Origin of the sequence: Prevotella lacticifex, assembly GCF_019973375.1 — a bacterium.
Classification (GTDB): Bacteria; Bacteroidota; Bacteroidia; order Bacteroidales; family Bacteroidaceae; genus Prevotella; species Prevotella lacticifex.
Map to the genome: position 1 here is coordinate 1 of NZ_BPTV01000039.1, position 255 is coordinate 255.

General features: G+C 55.3%; 1 protein-coding gene. It reads right to left on the minus strand.

Going from position 1 to position 255, the window contains the following annotated elements; genetic code table 11:
• On the minus strand, positions 1-255 hold a 255-nt coding region (locus LDN30_RS16300; protein WP_223930258.1), incomplete at both ends, for an IS110 family transposase.

Here is a 255-nt window from a genome sequence, read left to right on the forward strand (position 1 = left end):
TGCCTTGATGATTGCCTGGCCGGACTTGCCCAGTATGTCGCTGAAGGCGTTGTCCAGCTTCAGGTTCATCTGCTCCATCTCCTTCTGCAGGTGCAGCACCTCACGGCTGCATGACTGTATCAGGTTGCCCCTGTGCCTTACCAAGTTCCGAATCTCACGGGTTACATTGTCAGGCTGGAAACAGGCTTTCAACAGACCGTAAGTATGGAGCGTCATCAACCAATGGGCGTCAGCCTCGTCGGTCTTCTTGCCCGC